The organism is Actinoallomurus sp. NPDC050550 (assembly GCF_040655075.1).
Taxonomy (GTDB): domain Bacteria; phylum Actinomycetota; class Actinomycetes; order Streptosporangiales; family Streptosporangiaceae; genus Actinoallomurus.
The window spans coordinates 80,992-99,807 of record NZ_JBFAJC010000003.1 but is presented as its reverse complement, the minus strand read 5'-3'; the positions used below and the strand labels follow the sequence as shown (position 1 = coordinate 99,807).

Genomic DNA, 18,816 nt, shown 5'->3' with positions numbered 1-18,816 from the left:
GGCGAGAGCACAGCAGGTCGGTCGGGGTGGGTTGGTCGGGTGGGACTCGATTTGCCGCACCCTGACCGGTGATCGCCATTTTCATCACCGTCGGTTTGGGAACGGCGACCCGGTGGGAGGATGTCGGGCATGTGGATCGCTCCCGAACGCCGGCGCGTGGGCCGGTGGATCGCACCGGCGCTCGCCGTCGCCGCCGGTGTGGCGATCGGAGCCACCGAGGCGTCCCGGGGGCACATGTCGACGGGCCTGGTGGGGTTCGCGGTGCTCCTCGGCTACGGGGCGCTGCTGGCCTACCGCCGGGGCGAGTCGGTCCTCACCACGCACGAGACGTTCGGAGTCGGCAGGCGCTCGGGGATCCATCTGCGCGCCGCCGCGATGACCGGTGACGTGCTCGTCGGGGTGATCGTCGCGGCGATGCTGGTGCAGGCGCTGCGGGGCGCGGAGATCGGCCTTCTCGCCGGCCTCGCCGCCGTCGCGGGCGTGACCTACTTCCTGTCGATCGTGATGCTCAACCGCACGTACTGACCGGCACGGCCCGCATGGCCGGTCGTGGTGACCCGCGGTGACACGGCCAGGACCCCGGTCGGCCGACGAGCCTCTCGCCGCGGCCCGTCGAGCGTCGCACCCCCGCGTCGGCCCCCGTGCGGAAACCCCCGCGTGGAGCCCGCTCCTGCGTCCGGGAGGTTACGGAAGACCGCGTACCACAACATGGCCCCGCCCGATATCAGAACAGCGGCAAACTGTGAAATTCCCGATGAATAGTGAGGTCAGAGGCGTCCAACGGCGCGGAAGAGGTCGCAGAATGGGTTCGTGACCGCTTTCGCCGCCGCCCCCGGCGGCCCGGAGTCCGCGTTCGCGGGGCGTCCCGACGTCCCGCCTTCGACGCACGCAGCGCGCGCGGAGTCCGCGTTCGCGAGGCGTTCGGACGACCCGCCTTCAGCGCACGCGGGGCGTTCGGACGTCCCGCCTACGGCACACGTCACCTTCCACCCCATCGTCGACCTCGACGCCGGAACCGTCGTCGCCGTGGCGCCCTCCGTACCCGGTCCCCCGGTCCTCGATCCGGATCTCGACGTCGACTGCGCGGTCCTCGCCGCCCGTTCCCTGTCCCGCCGGGAGACGTTGCTCCCCGTCCTGCTCGTTCTGCGGATGGGCACGCTCGCCTACGACCGGCCGATGGAGCGGCTGCACCGGACGCTGGCGAGCCTGGGCCGCCGACCAGGCGGCGTCATCCTGGGGGTGACGGGCGACCTCGCCGCGGTGTCGCTCGACGAGGCCGCCGCCCGGCTGAGCGGGATCCGCTCGGGCGGGTACCTGCTCGCCGTGGAGGCGGGAGACCTGCCGACGCGGTTCGTCGCCGACATCGCCCCGACGATCCTGATGCTCACGCCCGAGGTGACCCGGCGGGCCACCGCGGACCCCCGGCGCTCCGCGATCGCCGAGGCTCTGGTCGCACTCGGCCGCCGCATCGGCGGTCATGTGCTCGCCCCCGGCGTGATATCCGACGATCAGCTCACCCACCTGCGGGGACGCGGGGTGCGGCTCGCGCAGGGACCGCTGCTGGCGTCTCCGCAGTGGCTGCCCGGGGTGCCGGTGAACGTCCCGGTCGGATCGCGCGACGTCGAACGCGACCGGCTCGGTCCGCGCGTCACGGAGTTCATGATGCCGGCGACGATCATGCCCGACACGGCCACCGCCGAAGAGGTCCTCTCGGTGTTCAACGCGGACCCGGCCACCAGCAGCGTCGTCCTCGTCGACCAGGCCCAGCGCCCCCGGCACATGGTCGACCGCACCCGGTTCCTGCTCCGGCTCGCCGGAGCGTACGGTCACGCCCTGCACGCCCACAAGCCGGCCGCCCGGCTCGCCGACGCGCCTCGGCCGGTCCCCCGGACGGTGCCGGCGATCGCGGCCCTCCGCGCGGCGGGCAACGACGCCGAGCGCGTCTACGAAGACCTCGTGGTGATCGACGAGGTCGGGCGCTGCCTGGGCATCGCGCGGGTCGGCGACCTGATCCGCAGCCTGTCCGCGCTCGATCACTGACGTTTCAGACGTGCTCGGCCCGCCGCACCGAGGTGAGGAAACGCTCGACGCCCTCGATGACGCGGGCCGTGCGGTACGACGGGAAGATGTCGAAGGCGTGCTGGGCGCCCTTCATCTCGGCGTACAGCACCGGGGCCGCCGACACCTCCCTGAGCCGCTCCGCGAAGGAGCGCGCCTGCGTCACCGGCACCAGCGTGTCGAGGCTCCCGTGGACGACGAGGAAGGGCGGCGCGTCCGCGTTGATCCAGTGCGCCGGTGAGGCCTTCTCGTACGCCATGGGGTGCTCCGCCCGCCGTACGCCCATGACGTGGTGTTCCATGGCGGACGCGAACGTCCTCGAGCCGCCGTCCAGCAGGGTGGCGATGTCGTAGACGCCGTAGAAGGTCACGGCCGCCCGCACGGTCGTGTCGACGTCCTCGAACCCCGGCTGGTACTCCGGGACACCGGGCGTGAGCGCGAGGAGGGCGGCGAGGTGGCCGCCCGCCGACCCACCGGTGACGCACAGGAAGTCCGGGTCGGCCCCGTACTCCGTCGCGTGCTCGCGGTACCACCGGATCGCCCGTTTGAGGTCGATGAGGTGGTCGGGGAACTTCACGCGCGGGCTGAGCCGGTAGTCGACGTTGACGCCCACCCAGCCGTTGGCGGCGAGGTGGTTCAACAGCGGGATGCCCTGCTCCCGCTTGCTGCCGATCATCCAGGCCCCGCCGTGCACCTCCATGATCCCCGGGCGGCGCTCCCCCGGCTCCGACGGCCGGTAGACGTCGAGCCGCATGTCCGGCTCGTCCCCGTACGCGATGTCCCGGGTCCGCGTCACCCCGGAACGGCGGGTCATGAGGAAGGGGAAGACGACGTGGGACCGGGGAAACGCCGGCGCCCGCTCTCCCGGATCGAGCTCCAGTTCGGCGCTCCACTCCCGGACGGTCACCGTCGTCCGCCGCGCCCGCGCCATGACCACCGCCAATCCGGCCCAGCCGAGGACGGTCGCGGCGAGCCCCACCCAGCCGGCCGGGCCCGCGAGACCACCCGCACCGGCGAGGAGCGCCGTGACCACCGCCTCGATCACGAGGACCCAGGGCGCGAGCTCGATCGTGAGCCACGCGACGAAGAAACCGGGGATCAGCAGGAGGCGCCCCCGGCGCGGCCACAGCGCGTTGACCGTGGTGAGCAGCGCGAGGACGCCCGAGGCGAGGAGAACGTACGGCATCGTGCCTCCGAGGCGAGGGTCGATTTCACGATCCACCACGGAGCGCACGACGACAACGTGACCACAGCCACACGCCGGGTTCTGGGGGTTCGGGCCGGCGACGGAGGTTCGGGCCGGGCTCTGGGGGCCGGGCAGGCGACGCCCGGAGGGGTCTTCGCGATCAGGATTCAGGCGGAGGTCAGGCCGATCTCCTGGGCGTAGATCGCCGCCTGGACACGGCTGCGCAGCCCCAGCTTGGCGAGGATGCGGCTGACGTGGGTCTTGGTCGTCGTCTCCGCCATGGCGAGCCGGGCCGCGATCTCCTGGTTGGACAGCCCCTCCCCCAGGCAGGCGAGCACGTCGCGTTCCCGAGGAGTGAGCGCGGCCACCGGTCCGGTGGCGGCGGGCGGGCGGGTGGCGGCGAAGGCGGAGATCAGCCGGCGGGTGACCGCCGGCGCGATGAAGCCGTCCCCGGCGGCGACCAGCCGTACGGCCTCGATGAGACGATTCGCGTCGATGTCCTTCAGCAGGAAGCCGGCGGCGCCGGCGCGCAGCGCGCCGAAGACGTACTCGTCGAGGTCGAAGGTGGTCAGCACGAGGACGTCGGCGACGCCGGCCAGCTCCCGTGTGGCCGCGATGCCGTCGAGGCGCGGCATCCGGACGTCCATGACCACGACGTCCGGACGGAGCTCCCGGGCCATGGCGACCGCCTCCCGGCCGTCGGCGGCCTCACCGGCGACCTCGATGCCGCGCGCGGAGCCCAGGATCAGCACGAGCCCGGCCCGTACGGCCGCCTGGTCGTCGGCGACCAGCACCCGTATGGTCATTCTCTCTCCTTCATTCGCCGACCGGCGGCCGGGCGTGGACCGTTCATCCGTCCAGCGGAAGCCGGGCGTGGACCCGTTCATCCGCCGACCCGAAGCCGGGCGTGGGCCTGTCCATCCGCCCACCGGATGCCAGGCGTGGATCCATTCATCCGCTCACCGGAAGCCGGGCGTGGACCCGCCATCGGCCGCCGTCTCGGCCGACGGCGAATGAGCCGCCGAGCAGCGACGCCCGTTCGCGCATCCCGATGAGACCGGTGCCGGTCCCCAGAATCCCGGTCCTCCCGCCGAGCGGGCTGTCGACGACGATGGTGACGGCGTCCCCGCCATGTGTGATGGCGACCGCCGCCTCGCCGTCGCCGGCGTGCTTGACGACGTTGGTCAGCGACTCCTGAACGATCCGGTACGCGGCCAGCTCGACGGCGGCCGGCAGCTCCGCGGGCTCGCCGTCCGTGGTGAGGCGGGTGGTGAGGCCGTCCCGCCGGGTGCGCTCGACGAGGGCGGCGACGTCGTCGAGGCGCGGACGCGCAGCAGGGCCGGCGCCCTCGCTCCCGCGCAGCAGCCCGATCATGCGGCGCATCTCCGCGAGCCCCTGCACGCTGTTCTCCCTGATCACCTCCAGCGCTCTCCGTACGGCCGCGGCGTCCATGTCCGGCACCGAGAGCAGCGCAGACGAGTGCAGGGCGGCCGCGCTGAGGTGGTTGGCGATGACGTCGTGCAGCTCCCGTGCCATCCGCGCGCGCTCGTCGGCCACCGCCTCCCGGCGGTCCAGCTCGGCCAGGCGGGCGACCTGCTCGGCGCGCACGCGTTCCGCCTCCGCCAGCTGGGCGGCCTGCTCCGCGCGCACGCGTTCCGCCTCCGCCCGGTCGCGGTGCTCGCGGACGACGATCGCGGTGAGCACCGGCACCACGAGCACCAGCGCGATGCTCGCCAGGTTGGTGACGATCGTGCCGGGACTGCTGGCGTCGAGCACGCTGATGACGCCGGTGAGCGCGAGGGTGACCGCTCCGGTCGCGGTCAGCAGCCGGCGAGGAGCGGCCGCCGGTCCGTACAGCGCCGCCGCGTAGAGCGCGTCGGTGAAGATCGCGACAGTCGGGAAGCTCGTCCCCAAGACGGCATCCGCGACGACGGCGAGCGTGGCGATGGCGAGCGTGGCCATCGGCGCGATACGGCGGAAGAGCATCGCCGCGCACACGCCGAGCAGCGGGATCGCCCGCCACAGCGGGCCGGGGTCGGGCCGCCCGGGCCAGTGGATGTAGGAGTGGGCGGCCAGCATCACCACGCCTCCGGCGAGCGCGGCGGTGGCCAGCAACGCGTCCTGCCGCGTCGTCCATCGCATGGGTCGATCACACCATCCCCCCGACCGCGTTCGCACCGGCCAGAGGCCGATCGACGCGTACATCGAAAGGAGGACCCCCGATTCATCACCCGCGACGAGCGTCCGGCGAGGTCTCCCGGCCGACGATGGGACCGTGCTCTTCCTGATCATCGCCGGCTGCGAGGTCGGCTTCTGGCTGTTCCTGTTCGCCGGGCTGGCGACCCGTTACCTCGCCCGTCGGCGCAGGCTCGGCGCGGCGCTGCTGATCTGCGTGCCGCTCGCCGACCTGACCCTGCTGATCGCCACGGTCGTCGACCTGCGCCGGGGCGCGACGGCCGGCTTCTCCCACGGCCTCGCCGCCGCGTACCTCGGCTTCTCGGTCGCCTTCGGCCACGGGATGATCCGCTGGGCCGACGAGCGGTTCGCGCACCGGTTCGCGGGCGGGCCGCCTCCGAGCAAACCGCCCCGCTACGGCCGGGCACGCGCCCGGCACGAGTGGAGAGAGTTCGGCAAGGCCGTCATCGCCTGGGCGATCTCCTGTGCGCTCCTCCTCGCGGCGATCGCCCTGGTCGGCGACGCGGACCGCACGGCCGCGCTGCGTGGCTGGCTGGACCGCCTCACGGTCATCCTCGGCATCTGGGCCCTCTGGCCGATCACCTACACGATCTGGCCCGCCAAACCGAAGAAGACCTCCCCCTGACGCCCGGACGACAACGCCGCGAGGCGTGCTCTGGGCGCCGCACCGGCCGGGCGAAGATCCACCGGGCGCGGCTCACTCCACCTCGGCGTCCTCGGGGGCGTTCCGGGCCAGTGCGGCCAGGGTCTCGAGAGCGGCGGCCAGGGTGTCGATCGGTGGCGCCGACAGGGCGAGACGGACGGCGTTGGGCGCGCGGGACACGACGACGGTGAACGCCGCGCCCGGGGTGACGGCGATGCCACGTCGGGCGGCGGCCGCGACGAACGTGTCGGCCCGCCAGGGATCCGGCAGCCGCCACCAGCAGTGGAAGGCCTGTGGATCGGCCTCGACGGCGAATTCGGCCAGGTGTTCGCGGACGAGCCGCTGGCGTGCCATCGCGTCGCGGCGTTTGATCCCCTGGAGCGTCGTGGCGGTGCCGTCGGTCAGCCATCGCGTCGCTGCCTCGACGGCGAAGCGCGACGCCGTCCAGCCGCCGGAGCGCAGCGCCGAGGCGACGCGGTCGCCGATCGCCTCCGGCGGCACGGCGAAGCCGACGGTCAGGCCCGGGGCCACCCGTTTGGACAGGCTGTCGACGACGATGACGCGCTCCGGCGCCAGCGCGGCCAGGGGCGGAGGATCGTCGCGGAGGAAGGCGTAGATGGCGTCCTCGACGGCGTAGACGCCGAGGTCGCACAGCGCGTCGGCGACCTCGGCGCGCCGGTGTTCGGGCATGGTGACCCCGAGCGGGTTGTGCAGCGTGGGCTGGAGATAGACCGCACGCAGCGGCCCGGCCGATCGGATGGCCTCCGGGAGCACGCCGGACTCGTCCATGGCGAGGGGCACCAGCGTGATGCCGAGGCGGGCGGCGATGCCCTTGACCAGGGGGTAGGTCAGCTCCTCGACGCCGACCCGGTCACCGGCGGGCACCAGGGCCGCCAGCGCCGCGGCGATCGCCTGCCGTCCGTTGCCGGCTAGGAGCACGCGCCCGGGGTCGAGAGTCCAGCCGGGACGGGCGAGCATCGCAGCGGCGGCCTCCCGGGCGGCCGGCGTGCCCGCAGCCCCGATGGGCGTCAGCGCCCCGGCCAGCACGTCGGGGCGCAGCATGCCGCTGAGGCTGTCCGCGAGGAGCGCGGGCTGCTCGGGCGGGAGGGAGAAGTTCAGCTCCAGGTCGACCCGCGCGCGGGCTGGCTCGGCGAGGGCGGGCTCGCCGGCGGGTGCGGCGGCGCGGACGAAGGTGCCGCGCCCCACCTCACCGACGGCGAGGCCGCGGCGGATCAGCTCGCCGTACACCCGTGCCGCGGTGGAACCGGCGATGCGATGCCTGCGGGCGAACTGCCGCTGAGGCGGCAGCCGGTCCCCCGGCCGGAGGCGCCCGTCGGCGATCTGCGCCGCCAGCGCGTCCGCGATCCGCCGGTAGTCGTCCATCCCGCCTCCACGCCAACATTGCACCGAGAGCAATTTAAGTATTGCACCGAGATATTGCCCTCATTAGCATCGAGCCGTCAAGCATGACCCATGAAGGAGACACAGGACATGGGCGTTTTCCGCAATGGCCAGATAGCGATCGAATACGATGACCACCGCTCCGACGGCGTCTCTCCGCCGCTGGTGCTCGTCCACGGTCACCCCTTCGACCGCTCGATGTGGGCGCCCCAGGTTGAGCGCATCGACGGGCGGCGGGTGATCGTGCCGGACCTGCGCGGCTACGGCCGGAGCACCGTCGTCCCGGGGACAACACCGTTCCAGGCGTTCGCCGAGGACATCGCCGGCCTTCTCGACCACCTCGGCGTCGCGGAGATCGTGCTCGGCGGCCTGTCGATGGGCGGCCAGATCGTCATGGAGTTCCACCGCCTGTTCCCGGAGCGGCTGCGCGGCCTGCTGCTCGCCGACACGACTCCTCAGGCGGAGAGCGAGGAGAGCGGGCGGGCCCGCAACGCCATGGCCGACCGATTGGCCCGGGAGGGCATGGGCGGCTACGCGGATGAGGTCCTGCCCAAGATGGTGGCGCCGGCCAACATCCAGCGGTTCCCGGCGGTGGCCGAACACGTCCTCGGCATGATGCGAGGAGCGCCTCCGGAGGGCGCCGCCGCCGCGCAGCGCGGCCGCGCCGAGCGCCCCGACTACGTCGCGTCGCTGGCGCGCGTCCGCGTCCCCACGCTCATCGTCGTCGGCAGCGACGACGAGTTCACCCCGATCGCCGACGCCCGGCTCATGCACGAGGTCATCCCGGGATCCACGCTCGTGGTGATCGAGGGCACCGCGCACATGCCCAACCTCGAACGGCCGGCCGAGTTCAACGAGGCCCTGGCCAAGTTCCTCGACGTGATCCCCGGGAAGCGTTGAGCACCATGGCTCTGACCGCATTCGTCACCGGCGCCAGCACCGGATTCGGCGCCGCGCTCACCCGCCGTCTCGCCGCCACGCACGCGTCTTCAGGTCGGCACGCAGAGCGCACCTGCTCGCCGAACTGGCGGCCGACCATCCCGGCGCCGTCCACCCGCTCGAACTGGACGTCCGGGACTGGGTGGCGGTCGAGCATACGATCGCCACCCTGCCCGCGGTTCGTCCATCAGTTCGGCGTCTCTGATTGGCTAAGCGATCCTGAGGCATCCTCAGGAATCGTCCCGGCTGGATGCCAGGTATGCACCAATCGTCTTCGTGCCCTGGTGTCGGCAGGCAGAGCCGCCGACCCGCGTGGCACGTCCCTCCGGACGCTATCGGTCCAGCCTGCACAGCTATAGGACCGAGGAGGGTGCCCCGCGTCGCCTGGGCACGGGGCGTGCTGATGACAGGACGATACCATGTGATCGCCAAGAGTGACTAAAAAAAGAGAAGTGAGCCTGAACCTGCGGAGCGACCTGCACAGGACGGGCGTCCGCGTCACCTGCGTCGAACCCGGCATGTGCGGAGACACCGAGTTCTCCACCGTGCGGTTCGGCGGGGACCGGGAGAAGGCCGATGCCGTCTACGCCGGAATGCAGCCGCTCGGCCCCGACGACATCGCCGAGGCCGTGTCCTGGGCGGCGTCACTCCCGGCCCATGTCAACATCAACGTCATCGAGCTGATGCCCGTCGCCCAGAGCTTCGCGGCGTTCCCGGTGGACCGGTCGGTCAGCGCTCCAGCGCCGTCTTGATGCGGGCGAGAGTGGTACGCATCCCCTGCCGGTTGACGTCGGCGCGCCCCTCCGCGGGGACGCCGGTGAAGACCCTGCCGAGGAGGGAGACGAACCCCGCTCCGCGGTTGTCCCGCCGCAGGTCCTCCCAGTGCTCCGTCAACCGGGTCGACCCGTCTTCGGCCGGGTCGACCCGGTAGCCCCACACGGCCACCGGGATCCCGAAGCTCGCCACCCGGAACGCGAAGGCCCTGCCGGGCACCGCCTCGGTGACCCGGCAGTTCGTGAACCACACACGCGGGCCCATGCGGTTGAACCCGACGAACGTCAGACCGGAGACCACGCGGCGGCCGCGCACCCAGACCGCGAAGACCTCCGGGCTCCACTCGCCCATGCGGCGCGGGTCGGCCACCGCCTCGTACACCCGCTCCGGCTGCGCGTCGATGACGACGCTCTCCTCGACCGTCCACTGGCGTTCCATGCCCGCGATCATCCCGTACGGCCGCGGGCGCGGTCAGCGATCCTGCCATCTCGTACGGCCGGACACGATCAGCGCAGGTGGGCGAAGCGCTCCTGCCAGTCGGCGAACCAGGCGGCGAACCAGGGCTCGCCCGCGGCGAGCGGCACGATGTAGGTGACCGTCTCGGCGTGGTAGCGGCGCTGGAAGTCGGGCGGCAACCGGTCCAGGGTCTGGACGTTGCTGACCCGGTCGGCGAGCTTGACCAGGATCGCCTCGCGAGGCGCGTCGCGCAGCCGCCGCAGGTAGGACACCTTCGCAGCCCGCTTGGCGGCCTTGCCCTGCACCGGCGGCTTGGTCACCCAGTCCACCAGCTCCCCGACGACCGGGCCGAACTCCGCCTCGACGTCGGCGAGCGTCGCCGGGGTGTCCTCCACCGCGTCGTGCAGCAGGGCCGCCACGAGCATGTCGGTCTCGGTGACGCCGACGCCGCGGACCAGCACCTCCAGCGCTTCGAGGAGATGCTCGGCATAGGGGGCGCCGGTGGGCCGCGTCTGCTCGCCGTGCCAGCGCAGCGCGGCGTCGGAGGCCCGATCGAGGGTCGCCAGATCGACCGGCCGCGAGGCCAGGGCGGGGCGGGCCTGCTCCCACGTGCGCCAGTTGGTGAAGATCTCCACCGTGCCCTTTCCTCCGAGTCACCGCGCATCGTCACGAGGTCGTCTCGATCGCCCGTGAGCCTGCGCGAAGCCGTACGCTCGCGGCATCATTACACAGTGAGGAATCCGCCCGACGATCATGCCATCGCGGTGTGGATATGGCCCCGGGCGCTCCCCCTCGCCGAGATCTTCGGATCGGCGTGGGACGGCCCGGAGATCCGCGCCCGCTTCCTCACCCTCACCGGCCAGTGGCACGCCCGCCATCCGGCCCCGGCGGCCACGGGCGAAGGCGCCGGGCCGCAGCCCGGCCAGTGGATGTGGCACCCGCCCGCGCACCGGATCTACGACTGCCACACCTATGAGACCGGGGACGACTGGCTCGAAGTGGCGATCCGGATGGAGACGGTCGACTTCTACCCGAACCACTGCCGGCTCGGTGCCAGCCTGACCATCGCGTGCCGGTGCGAGACCGCGCACCGGGCGCACACGATCGTGGAGACGTCATGGCGCACCGGCGGGCCCGCCGGTGCGCTCGACGCCCTCACGGCGATCCTGCGGTACACCGACCAGTGGATCGCCAACTCCCAGCAGCCGACGGGCTGGCGGCGGCACGCCGGTCTCGACTGACGGGCGTCAGACGTTGAAGCCCAGGGCGCGCAGCTGCTCCCGCCCGTCCTCGGTGATCTTGTCCGGACCCCACGGCGGCAGCCACACCCAGTTGATCGTGACCTTCTCCACGAGCCCCTCCAGGGCGCTCGCCGTCTGGTCCTCGATCACGTCGGTGAGCGGGCAGGCCGCGCTCGTGAGCGTCATGTCGAGCGTGGCGACGTTGTCGTCGCCGATGTTGACGCCGTAGACCAGTCCGAGGTCGACGACGTTGATGCCGAGCTCGGGGTCGACGACGTCGCGCATCGCCTCGAGGACGTCGTCCTCGGCGGCCTTCGTGTCGCTCATGAGTTGTTGCCTTCCATGGCCTTCGCGGTCGCGTCCTTCCACGCCATCCAGGCGAGCAGGGCGCACTTGATACGGGCGGGAAACTTCGACACCCCGGCGAAGGCGACGGCGTCCTCGAGCACGTCCTCGTCGGGCTCGTCCTGCCCGCGGGACTGCATCAGCTTGAGGAACTCGTCGCCGGTCACCATCGCGTCCTTGACCGGCCTGCCGATGATGAGGTCGGTCATCACCGACGCGCTGGCCTGGCTGATCGAACAGCCGAGCGCGTCGTACGACACGTCGACGACCTCATCGCCGTCCAGCTTGACGCGCAACGTCACCTCGTCACCGCAGGTCGGGTTCACATGGTGCACCTCGGCGTCGTACGGCTCCCGGAGACCCTTGTGGTGAGGGTTCCGGTAGTGGTCCAGGATGATCTCCTGGTACATCGACTCGAGCTGCATCTGCTCCCCTTCCAAGCGGCCGATCGGTGCAACGTCAGGCCGTGCCGAAGAATTTCTGCGTCTCCCGCAGCCCCTCGACGAGCGCGTCGACGTCGTCGCGGGTGTTGTAGAAGTACAGCGACGCGCGCGTGCTGGCGGTCACACCGAAGCGCTTGTGCAGCGGCTTGGCGCAGTGATGGCCGGCGCGCACCGCGACGCCGTGGGCGTCAAGCACCTGGCTGACGTCGTGCGGGTGGATCTCCCGCCCGTCCGGCCCCTCCAGGGTGAAGGAGATGGCGGTGCCGCGGTCCTCCGCGTCGACCGGGCCGATGATCCGCAGGCCGTCGACGGCGGTGAGCGACTTGAGCGCGTACGCGAGCAGCTCGTTCTGCTGCGCCTCGATCTCGTCCAGGCCCACCTCGGTGAGGTAGTCGATGGCGGCGCCGAGCCCGGCGGCCTCGGCGATCGGCATCGTGCCGGCCTCGAACTTGTGCGGCGGCGGCGCGTACGTCGAGCGCTCCATCGCGACGGTCTCGATCATCTCGCCGCCGCCGAGGAACGGCGGGAGCGTCTCGAGCAGCTCGGCGCGGCCCCACAGCACCCCGATGCCGGTCGGGCCGCAGAGCTTGTGCGCGGTGAAGCCGTAGAAGTCGACGCCGAGCTCCTGGACGTTGACCCGCATGTGCGGTACGGCCTGGGCGCCGTCGGCGAGCACGAGCGCGCCGACCGCGTGGGCCTTGTCGGCGATGAGACGCAGCGGGTTGATCGTGCCGAGGACGTTCGACTGGTGCGCGACCGCGACGATCTTCGTGCGCCCGTTGATGAGGTCGTCGATGTTCGACAGGTCGAGGCGGCCGTCGTCGGTCACCCCGAACCAGCGGAGCGTCGCGCCGGTGCGCTGGGCGAGCAGCTGCCACGGCACGATGTTGGAGTGGTGCTCCATCTCGGTGATGACGATCTCGTCGCCGGGGCCGACGCGGAACCGTTCGGCCTCCGGGCCGGAGGTAGCCGCGTTGCCCATGGCGTAGGCGACGAGGTTGATGCCCTCGGAGATGTTCTTGGTGAACACCACCTCGGTCTCGCTGGCCGCGCCGATGAGCTGCGCGGCCTTGATCCGGGCGCCCTCGTACGCCTCGGTCGCCTCCTCGCCGAGCTGGTGCGTCGCCCGGTGGATGTTGGCGTTGTGCCGGGCGTAGAAGTCGTCGATCGCGTCGATCACCTGGCGGGGCTTCTGCGAGGTGTTGGCGCTGTCGAGGTAGACCAGCGGCTGCCCGTCGCGGACAGTGCGGGTCAGGATCGGGAAGTCCGCCCGGATCCGTTCGACGTCGATGCTCACGCGGACGCGCCTGCCTTCGTGAACTTCTCGTAGCCCTCGGTCTCCAGCAGTTCCGCCAGCTCCGGGCCGCCCTGCTCGACGATGCGGCCGGCGGCGAAGACGTGCACGAAGTCGGGCTTCACGTAGCGGAGGATGCGGGTGTAGTGCGTGATCAGCAGCACGCCCGTGTCGCCGGACCGGAACCGGTTGACGCCCTCGGAGACGACCTTCAGCGCATCGATGTCGAGGCCGGAGTCGGTCTCGTCGAGCACCGCGACCTTCGGCTTGAGCATCTCGAGCTGGAGGATCTCGTGGCGCTTCTTCTCACCGCCGGAGAAGCCCTCGTTGAGGTTACGCTGCGCGAACGCGGAGTCGATCTGCAGCTCGGCCATTGCCGAGCGCATCTCCTTGGAGAACTCCCGCAGCTTCGGCGCCTCGCCGCGCACGGCGGTGACGGCGGTGCGCAGGAAGTTCGACACCGACACGCCCGGCACCTCGACGGGGTACTGCATCGCGAGGAACAGCCCGGCGCGGGCGCGCTCGTCGACGCTCATGTCCAGGACGCTCTCGCCGTCCAGGAGCACCTCGCCGCCGGTGACGGTGTACTTCGGGTGACCGGCGATGGCGTAGGCGAGGGTCGACTTGCCGGAGCCGTTCGGCCCCATGATCGCGTGGGTCTCGCCCGCCTTCACGGTCAGGTCGACGCCCCGGAGGATCTCCTTGTCCTCGACGGAGACGTGCAGGTCGCGGATCTCAAGTGTGGCCATGGTGTTCAGGACTCCTTGAGCGACACGTACACGTCGTCGCCCTCGATCTTCACTGGGTACGTGGGAACCGGCTGCGTGGCCGGCGGATTGGTGGGCTTGCCCGTGCGCAGGTCGAAGCACGAGCCGTGCAGCCAGCACTCGATGGTGTGGTTGTAGACGTCGCCCTCGCTGAGCGCGACCTCGGCGTGCGAGCAGACGTCGCGCATTGCGTAGACGTCGTCGCCGGTGCGGACGACCGCCACCGGGGTGCCGTCGATCTCCACCGCGAGCGCGCCCTCCTCGGGCAGCTCGGACAGCGAGCAGGCGCGCGTGAAGCTCATCGGTCGAGCTCCTCGTCGATCGCGGCCAGGACCCGCTCCTGGATCTGCGGCAGGTCGATCTTCTCGACGAGCTGGCCGAGGAAGCCGCGCACGACCATCCGCCGCGCGGTGTCGTACGGGATGCCCCGCGCCTGGAGGTAGAACAGGTGCTGGTCGTCGAGGCGGCCGGACGCCGAGGCGTGGCCCGCGCCGGCGACCTCGCCGGTGAGGATCTCGAGGTTCGGCACGGAGTCGACGCGGGTGCCGTCGGTGAGCACGAGGTTGCGGTTGAGCTCGTACGTGTCGGTGCCCTCGGCCTCGGCCCGGATGATCACGTCGCCGATCCAGACGGCGTGCGCGTCCTCGTCCTGTAGTGCGCCGCGGTAGTCGACGCGGCTGCGGCAGTTGGGCTGCGTGTGGTCGACGAGCAGGCGGTGCTCGAGGTGCTGGCCGCCGTCGGCGAAGTACACGCCGTACAGTTCGGCGTCGCCGCCGGGCGCGTCGTAGGCGACCGTCGGAGCGATGCGCACGACCTTGCCGCCGAGGCTGACGACGAAGCTCTTGAACCGCGCGTCGCGGCCGAGCCTGGCGTGCTGGTGCGACAGGTGCACGGCGTCCGGCGCCCAATTCTGCAGGCTGAACACCGTGAGCGAGGCGCCGTCGCCCACGACGAACTCGACGTTGTCGGCGTAGGCGGCCGAGCCGGTGTGCTCCAGCACGACCGTGGCCTGCGCGAACGGCTCCAGGATGATCGTGGTGTGGCCGTAGGCAACGCCGCCGCCCTCGCCGCGCAGCGTCAGGACGGTCGGCTCGGTGGCCACGACCTCCTTCATCACGGTCACCACGGTCGCCTGCGTGAACGAGGCGTACGCCTGCGCGCTCACGCGGTCGGACGGGACGTACGCCTTGCCGACCCGCTCGTCGTCCCGGGACACCGTCTCGACGGTGACCTCGGGCGCGGCCGACACGTCGACGATCACCTTGCCGTCGGCGGACGCGCCCTTGTGCAGGTCGCGGAGACCGCGCAGCGGGGTGAACCGCCACTCCTCCTCGCGCCCGGTCGGCACAGCGAAGTCGTCGACGTCGTACGACGTGTGCTCGTGGAGGGTGGACAGCGGTTTGGTCTCCAGACCCATGTCAGCCCACCGCTCCTTCCATCTGCAGCTCGATCAGGCGGTTCAGCTCGAGGGCGTACTCCATCGGGAGCTCGCGCGCGATCGGCTCGACGAAGCCGCGCACGATCATCGCCATCGCCTCGTCCTCGGTGAGCCCGCGGCTCATGAGGTAGAACAGCTGGTTCTCCGAGACCTTCGAGACGGTGGCCTCGTGGCCCATCTCGACGTCGTCCTCGCGGACGTCGACGTAGGGGTAGGTGTCGGAGCGGCTGATCTGGTCGACCAGCAGCGCGTCGCACTTGACCGTCGACTTGGAGTGCTCGGCGCCCTCCTGGATCTGGACCAGGCCGCGGTAGCTCGTGCGGCCGCCGCCGCGCGCCACCGACTTGGAGATGATGGTCGAGGAGGTGTTGGGCGCGGCGTGCACCATCTTCGAACCCGCGTCCTGGTGCTGGCCCTCGCCCGCGAAGGCGATGGACAGCGTCTCGCCCTTGGCGTGCTCGCCCATGAGGTAGACGGCCGGGTACTTCATCGTGACCTTGGACCCGATGTTGCCGTCGATCCACTCCATCGTCGCGCCCTCGTAGGCGACGGCGCGCTTGGTGACGAGGTTGTAGACGTTGTTCGACCAGTTCTGGATGGTCGTGTAACGACAGCGGGCGTTCTTCTTCACGATGATCTCGACGACCGCGGAGTGCAGCGAGTCGGACTTGTAGATCGGCGCGGTGCAGCCCTCGACGTAGTGGACGTACGCGCCCTCGTCGACGATGATCAGCGTCCGCTCGAACTGGCCCATGTTCTCGGTGTTGATCCGGAAGTAGGCCTGCAGAGGTATCTCGACGTGCACGCCCGGCGGCACGTAGATGAACGACCCGCCCGACCACACGGCCGAGTTGAGGGCGGCGAACTTGTTGTCGCCCACCGGGATCACCGAGCCGAAGTACTCCTGGAAGATCTCCGGGTGTTCCCGGAGACCGGTGTCGGTGTCGAGGAAGATGACGCCCTGCTGCTCCAGGTCCTCGCGGATCTGGTGGTAGACGACCTCGGACTCGTACTGGGCCGCGACGCCGGCCACCAGGCGCTGTTTCTCCGCCTCGGGGATGCCGAGCTTGTCGTAGGTGTTCTTGATGTCCGCCGGGAGCTCTTCCCACGACGCGGCCTGCTTCTCCGTCGACCGGACGAAGTACTTGATGTTGTCGAAGTCGATGTCGGTGAGGTCGGCGCCCCACGTCGGCAGCGGCTTCTTGCCGAACAGGCGCAGGCCCTTCAGGCGAAGGTCGAGCATCCAGTCGGGCTCGTTCTTCTTCGCCGAGATGTCGCGGACGACCTCATCGGACAGCCCGCGACGGGCCGAGGCGCCGGCCACGTCAGAGTCGGCCCAGCCGAACTTGTAGTTTCCGAGCCCTTCGAGCTCGGGATGGGCTGCCGTAGTCATGCGGAGGTGCCTCCGGAGTCCTGCTCGTCGTTCTTATCGGTTTTTTCGGTCAGTTCACGTGACGTCACGTGGGTCGTGCATATTCCATCGCCGTGCGCGATCGTGGCCAGCCGCTGCACGGGGACGCCGAGCAGCCGGCCGAACGCCGCCGTCTCCGCCTCGCACAGCTGCGGGAACCGGGCCGCGACGTGCGCGACCGGGCAGTGGTGCTGGCACAGCTGCTGCCCGCCGGCCGGGGCGGTGCCGGCCGAGGCGGCGTAGCCGTCCACGGACAGCGCCTCGGCGAGGGCCTGCGCCCGCTGCTGCGGCGGGACGTCCCGGATCGACGCGCCGTAGCGCGCCTCCAGGTCGCTCACCTGGCGGCGAGCGAACTCCGCGACGGCCTCCTCGCCGAGCGTGTCGGCCAGGAACCGCAGGGCGTTGGCCGCGAGATCGTCGTAGGCGTGCACGAAGGCGCTGCGCCCGGCGTCGGTGATGACGAACAGCTTGGCCGGACGGCCGCGCCCGCGCCTGGACTGCGGACGGCTCCGCCGCTCCTCGATCATCCCCTCGGCGAGGAGGTGCTCGAGGTGGCGGCGCACGGCCGCGGGCGTGAGCCCGAGCCGCTGTCCGAGCGCCGAGGCGCTGATGGGACCATATTCAAGAATCAGGCGGGCCACCCGGGCACGGGTGGTGCGCTCGGTGTGGTTCGGACCGAGCGCGGGCACGCCGACGGCCGCCGGCGCGGTGCTCTCCGTCTCGGTCACGTATTTCACAACATCAGTGTGGCCTAATTCCTTCCCGCGACACAAACGGATCCCGGTAATCCGCATCACTAAGGCGAGCCTTGCCTCACCTGCCCGGACGCTCCCGTACGGTGAGGGCCACGACCACGGCTCCGATGAGGAACGCCGCGCCTGCGCCGGCCATGGGCGCCGCGAGCCGACCTCCGGCGCCCAGAGTGCCGAGCAGGGCGACGCCGACCGTGCTGCCGACCTGCCGGGCCGCGTTGACCGCTCCGGAGGCGACGCCCGCCCGCTCCGGCGGCGCGGCCTCCACGACGGTGGTGGTGGCGGCCGGCATCGTGAACGCCATCCCGAAGCCCGCCGCCATCAGTCCGAGCATGATCAGCAGGTACGGCGTGCGCGGGCCCACCGCCATGAGTGCGAGCAGCCCGGCCGCTCCCGTGCACAACCCGATCAGCATCGTCGGGCGGGTGCCGGACCGGCCCGAAAGCCGCCCGGACAGGAACGACGCCACCGAGACGAGAATCCCCTCCGGCAGCAGCGCCAGACCGGCCATCGTCGGGCTCATCCGCCGGATGTCCTGGAAGAACAGGCTGACCATGAACAGTTGGCCGTAGAAGCCGAGGTTGATCAGCATTCCGACCGCGTTGCCGCCGGAGAACCGCCGGCTCTGGAAGAGGCCCAGGGGCAGCATCGGGTTCGCCGACCGCCGCTCGACCGCGACGAAGGCCGCGGCCGACAGCGCAGCGAGGGCCAGCGCGCCGAGGACGGCCGGCGAGAGCCAGCCGCGGGTCCGCGCCTCGATGAGGGCGAAGGTCAGCAGGCCGAGCGCGGCGACCGCGGCGACCTGCGCGCCCGGATCGATCCCCCGCCGGCCGTGCCCCTCCGGCCGTACGACGTGGCGGACCGTCAGCAGCAGAGCGACCAGCCCGATCGGCACGTTGACGAAGAACACGACACGCCAGCTCACCGCGTCGGTCAGCACGCCACCGAACACGGGGCCTGAGGCGGCCCCGATCCCGGCGACCGCGCCCCACACGCCGACGGCCCGGGCGCGCGCCGCCGGGTCGGGATTGGCGGCCTGCAGCAGCGCCAGGGACGACGGCACCAGGATCGCGGCCGCGACGCCCTGCACCAGCCGCGCTGCGACGAGAGCCACGGTGGTCGGCGCGAATCCGCAGGCCGCCGAGGCGACGATGAACAACAGGAGCCCGGCGCAGAAGACCCGGTGGGGTCCCACCCGGTCGCCGAGCGCGCCCGCGGACAGCAGCAACGTGGCGAACGTGAGGGTGTAGCCGTCGACCACCCACTGCAGGACGCCCATCCCGCCGCCGAGGTCACGGCCCAGCGCGGGCAGCGACAGGGTCACCGCCGTGGCGTCGATGATCACCATGAGGTAGCCGAGGCAGATTGCGAGCAGAGGCAGCGCACCGGCCCGTGGCCGAGACCGCGTGTCGGATTTCAGGGCGAACATGCCTCAATGCTGGCCCGCATTCGTTTAGACGATCGCCGAAGCG

Annotated in this window: 21 protein-coding genes; 6 read left to right on the top strand and 15 right to left on the bottom strand. The window is 71.2% G+C overall.

The features are described 5' to 3' along the window. The first annotated feature begins 129 nt into the window (after positions 1-129). Together AB0I04_RS04895 and AB0I04_RS04890 are read left to right on the top strand one after the other, a co-directional pair. On the top strand, positions 130-525 hold the full coding sequence (locus tag AB0I04_RS04895; protein ID WP_360879110.1) for an ABC transporter permease: 396 nt from the start codon (positions 130-132) through the stop codon (positions 523-525). 285 nt (positions 526-810) lie between these two features. After that, the gene (locus AB0I04_RS04890; protein WP_360879107.1) at positions 811-2,040 is read left to right on the top strand and encodes an EAL domain-containing protein; all 1,230 of its coding nucleotides are present in this window, start codon (positions 811-813) and stop codon (positions 2,038-2,040) included. Positions 2,041-2,044: 4 nt separating this feature from the next. Here AB0I04_RS04890 and AB0I04_RS04885 read toward each other — a convergent pair whose 3' ends face one another. From AB0I04_RS04885 to AB0I04_RS04875, 3 genes are all read right to left on the bottom strand, one after another. Further along, positions 2,045-3,244: an alpha/beta hydrolase gene (locus tag AB0I04_RS04885; RefSeq protein ID WP_360879104.1), complete on the bottom strand. Its 1,200-nt coding sequence runs from the start codon at positions 3,242-3,244 to the stop codon at positions 2,045-2,047. Positions 3,245-3,411: 167 nt separating this feature from the next. Then, entirely contained in the window at positions 3,412-4,050 is a 639-nt protein-coding gene (locus tag AB0I04_RS04880; protein ID WP_360879101.1) for a response regulator transcription factor, read from the bottom strand. Positions 4,051-4,195: 145 nt separating this feature from the next. Next, positions 4,196-5,386 (bottom strand): histidine kinase, encoded by a 1,191-nt coding sequence (locus AB0I04_RS04875; RefSeq protein ID WP_360879098.1) that lies wholly within the window; start codon positions 5,384-5,386, stop codon positions 4,196-4,198. Between the two features lie 133 nt (positions 5,387-5,519). Here AB0I04_RS04875 and AB0I04_RS04870 point away from each other — a divergent pair, with 133 nt between their 5' ends. After that, positions 5,520-6,065 (top strand): hypothetical protein, encoded by a 546-nt coding sequence (locus AB0I04_RS04870; protein ID WP_360879095.1) that lies wholly within the window; start codon positions 5,520-5,522, stop codon positions 6,063-6,065. 72 nt (positions 6,066-6,137) lie between these two features. Here the strand turns inward: AB0I04_RS04870 and AB0I04_RS04865 are convergent, their stop codons facing one another. After that, on the bottom strand, positions 6,138-7,466 hold the full coding sequence (locus tag AB0I04_RS04865; RefSeq protein ID WP_360879092.1) for a PLP-dependent aminotransferase family protein: 1,329 nt from the start codon (positions 7,464-7,466) through the stop codon (positions 6,138-6,140). Positions 7,467-7,574: 108 nt separating this feature from the next. Here AB0I04_RS04865 and AB0I04_RS04860 point away from each other — a divergent pair, with 108 nt between their 5' ends. Further along, a complete protein-coding gene (locus AB0I04_RS04860; protein WP_360879089.1) occupies positions 7,575-8,384 on the top strand; it encodes an alpha/beta fold hydrolase in 810 nt (269 codons plus the stop codon). Positions 8,385-8,875: 491 nt separating this feature from the next. Beyond that, positions 8,876-9,175 (top strand): hypothetical protein, encoded by a 300-nt coding sequence (locus tag AB0I04_RS04855; protein WP_360879086.1) that lies wholly within the window; start codon positions 8,876-8,878, stop codon positions 9,173-9,175. On the opposite strand, the gene AB0I04_RS04850 is transcribed toward AB0I04_RS04855, so the two are convergent. Together AB0I04_RS04850 and AB0I04_RS04845 are read right to left on the bottom strand one after the other, a co-directional pair. Further along, positions 9,153-9,635 (bottom strand): SRPBCC family protein, encoded by a 483-nt coding sequence (locus tag AB0I04_RS04850; protein WP_360879083.1) that lies wholly within the window; start codon positions 9,633-9,635, stop codon positions 9,153-9,155. The genes AB0I04_RS04855 and AB0I04_RS04850 overlap by 23 nt on opposite strands. Positions 9,636-9,703: 68 nt before the next feature. Continuing rightward, the gene (locus AB0I04_RS04845; protein WP_360879080.1) at positions 9,704-10,288 is read right to left on the bottom strand and encodes an HD domain-containing protein; all 585 of its coding nucleotides are present in this window, start codon (positions 10,286-10,288) and stop codon (positions 9,704-9,706) included. 96 nt (positions 10,289-10,384) lie between these two features. Between AB0I04_RS04845 and AB0I04_RS04840 the strand changes: the two genes are divergently transcribed. After that, a complete protein-coding gene (locus AB0I04_RS04840; protein WP_360879077.1) occupies positions 10,385-10,894 on the top strand; it encodes a hypothetical protein in 510 nt (169 codons plus the stop codon). A 6-nt stretch (positions 10,895-10,900) separates the two neighbouring features. On the opposite strand, the gene AB0I04_RS04835 is transcribed toward AB0I04_RS04840, so the two are convergent. The 9 genes from AB0I04_RS04835 to AB0I04_RS04795 form a co-directional block, all read right to left on the bottom strand. After that, complete coding sequence (locus AB0I04_RS04835; protein WP_360879074.1) at positions 10,901-11,221, bottom strand: metal-sulfur cluster assembly factor; 321 nt, start codon at positions 11,219-11,221, stop codon at positions 10,901-10,903. Next, positions 11,218-11,664, bottom strand: a complete 447-nt coding sequence (gene sufU / locus AB0I04_RS04830) for a Fe-S cluster assembly sulfur transfer protein SufU (protein WP_360879071.1) — start codon at positions 11,662-11,664, stop codon at positions 11,218-11,220. The genes AB0I04_RS04835 and sufU overlap by 4 nt, the downstream gene beginning before the upstream one ends. A 34-nt stretch (positions 11,665-11,698) precedes the next feature. Beyond that, positions 11,699-12,979, bottom strand: a complete 1,281-nt coding sequence (locus tag AB0I04_RS04825; RefSeq protein WP_360879068.1) for a cysteine desulfurase — start codon at positions 12,977-12,979, stop codon at positions 11,699-11,701. Continuing rightward, on the bottom strand, positions 12,976-13,725 hold the full coding sequence (gene sufC / locus AB0I04_RS04820; protein ID WP_360879065.1) for a Fe-S cluster assembly ATPase SufC: 750 nt from the start codon (positions 13,723-13,725) through the stop codon (positions 12,976-12,978). Before sufC ends, AB0I04_RS04825 begins: the two co-directional genes overlap by 4 nt. 5 nt (positions 13,726-13,730) lie before the next feature. Then, positions 13,731-14,045, bottom strand: coding sequence for a non-heme iron oxygenase ferredoxin subunit (locus tag AB0I04_RS04815; protein WP_345436417.1), 315 nt, complete (start codon positions 14,043-14,045; stop codon positions 13,731-13,733). Next, positions 14,042-15,160: a Fe-S cluster assembly protein SufD gene (sufD, locus tag AB0I04_RS04810; protein ID WP_360879061.1), complete on the bottom strand. Its 1,119-nt coding sequence runs from the start codon at positions 15,158-15,160 to the stop codon at positions 14,042-14,044. The genes AB0I04_RS04815 and sufD overlap by 4 nt, the downstream gene beginning before the upstream one ends. Position 15,161: 1 nt before the next feature. After that, the gene (gene sufB / locus AB0I04_RS04805) at positions 15,162-16,574 is read right to left on the bottom strand and encodes a Fe-S cluster assembly protein SufB (RefSeq protein ID WP_360879058.1); all 1,413 of its coding nucleotides are present in this window, start codon (positions 16,572-16,574) and stop codon (positions 15,162-15,164) included. Beyond that, entirely contained in the window at positions 16,571-17,320 is a 750-nt protein-coding gene (locus AB0I04_RS04800) for a metalloregulator ArsR/SmtB family transcription factor (protein WP_360879055.1), read from the bottom strand. The genes sufB and AB0I04_RS04800 overlap by 4 nt, the downstream gene beginning before the upstream one ends. A gap of 85 nt (positions 17,321-17,405) precedes the next feature. Next, the gene (locus AB0I04_RS04795; protein ID WP_360879052.1) at positions 17,406-18,773 is read right to left on the bottom strand and encodes an MFS transporter; all 1,368 of its coding nucleotides are present in this window, start codon (positions 18,771-18,773) and stop codon (positions 17,406-17,408) included. Between the last annotated feature and the right edge of the window lie 43 nt (positions 18,774-18,816).